Raw genomic sequence first — 1,923 nt, forward strand, 5'->3', positions numbered from 1 at the left:
TCGGGACGCTCACACCCCAGCGCCACACCTACGATCAACCGTCTAATCATAAGGATCAACACTATCGAGCATGATGTAACGCCCTACGACGACAACCGACTTGGCTAACCGGCTCGCTAGCGGGTCACGGCTACGCTCGTCTCTATGATGGATTTTAGCCATCAGGCGCGCTACATTGGGTTAAATTAGATTTGGAAGTGCTGAAATGATGGCGAAACTCACGATCAGAGCGCGTTACCCCAGACATGCCAATGCACGGCTTGGTACCTCAGGCCGCACGCTGATCAATACAATCCCCTATTAAATAGCTGCCTGATGGACGCGCCTTAGTCCAACAGGCATTTATTCGCCATGCTCCGCACGGCGAATAAATGCTTCACTGTTATACCTATTGAGAGGACTTGCGATAGATGAGCAATGTTGAAGAGAGCTTAGTCAAGTTCTTTGATATCGAAAGTGAAGTGCGAGAACACATAAATACTCATAGATATCAAAAGGTTTTGATCTCAGAGTTAGATAACTGGAGTCAAATTTGTAGTTCTTTGGACACTCTAGGCGATACAGGGTTAGCGCTAAAAAGTTATTTCAAATCTGACTTTCCTACTGAATCAGGATTGTCTTATATCTACACCTATGGACTTTTGCAGGCGTTATTTATTCAACAGGATGCGATGAATCATTTGTCTGAAGCATTCGAAGTGCCATATGAGTTGTCTGATGAGCTGAAAAGCATCAGAGCAGTTAGAAATGCCTCAATAGGTCATCCAACAAAGAATAGAGTTAAGAAAACTACTTACTTTAATCACATTTCTCGGATTTCAATGAGTAAAGGTGGCTTTACTCTAGCTCGTTTCTACGACGAGGGGGAAAGTGAGTTCATCGACGTTGATTTCACAAACATAGTAGAAACACAGCTAATCGGTGTTAATAATGCTTACGCATTAATCAGTTATAAGCTTCGAGAAATTGACGAGCAGCATAGGGCTAAATTTATGGAAAAACCTCTAGCAGATATTCTTCACTCAACAATGGGGTATATGTTTGAAAAGGTAGGGCAAACAATATACTCACCATCCAATTCAAATGTTTCATTTGGTCTTAGTATGCTTGAGTCAATCGAAGAGACATACAATAACTTCCAAAGTGCATTGCAAGAGAGAAATGAGTTATCTGACCACCTTCAGTACGAGCTTGATGAGTACTTTCACGGCATTAAACGAGTGAAAGCTTACCTGACTAACTCTAATGTGAATGACTTTTCAGAGGCAGATGCACGAATATTCTTGTTTTATCTGCAAAAAAGCCATAAAAGCTTTGAAAATCTCGCTCGTGAAATAGACGAAGATTACGTGGAAAAATAGGTATAACACCTATGAGCCTTCTGCCTGTCAAATAGCCCGCAGTATTTTTTATTGGCCGCGTAAGCGGTCAATATCAAGTCCCTGAGCCAATGATCCTACTTCATCTGTCATCGTTGGCTGTTGGTGGCTTACAGCAAACACCTATTGAGGCTCTTTAACGTGGTGGTTCACCACTGCCAAACCGGGTTGCTCCTTGCAGGTGGGTCTGGGGCACTAGACATTCATCGGTTAACCAGCATCTGTCCTATTCAAAAAGCGGGTTACTTTATAGTCCCAGTTAGTTTCAGGTTCAGCGCCGGTGTAAGCCCACTCGCTCAGGGTATTGGTGCACGCCAGCAGGATGGATAATCAAAGCGACGGGCTTCTAGTTGGGTGTAGAAGTCGGGTTTTAGATATAAAAATCAGTCAGCAGACACCCGGTTTCAGCACACTCCGTGATGATCCAGTTAGACGTTGATCATCATCCTGCTGCGTGACTAACTCGTTAAAAAGCGTTGTTCATCAAATACCTTTTCGTTCTTTAACATGAAATAGACCGCACGCCCTAACTTGTGGGCCAGAG

1 protein-coding gene is annotated in these 1,923 nt (G+C 43.5%); it reads left to right on the forward strand.

All coding sequences use genetic code 11. The annotated features are described in order from the left end of the window. Positions 1 to 410 precede the first annotated feature (410 nt). Positions 411 to 1,361 (forward strand): hypothetical protein, encoded by a 951-nt coding sequence (locus E0L35_RS25185; RefSeq protein WP_138801705.1) that lies wholly within the window; start codon positions 411 to 413, stop codon positions 1,359 to 1,361. Positions 1,362 to 1,923 lie beyond the last annotated feature (562 nt).

It is taken from the genome of Halomonas sp. ATBC28 (assembly GCF_005937175.1).
Classification (GTDB): Bacteria; Pseudomonadota; Gammaproteobacteria; order Pseudomonadales; family Halomonadaceae; genus Vreelandella; species Vreelandella titanicae.

What these genes read in the sequence shown, in the direction of transcription:
- E0L35_RS25185 (WP_138801705.1), top strand. Translation starts at nt 411, where the DNA reads ATGAGCAATGTTGAAGAGAGCTTAGTCAAGTTCTTTGATATCGAAAGT.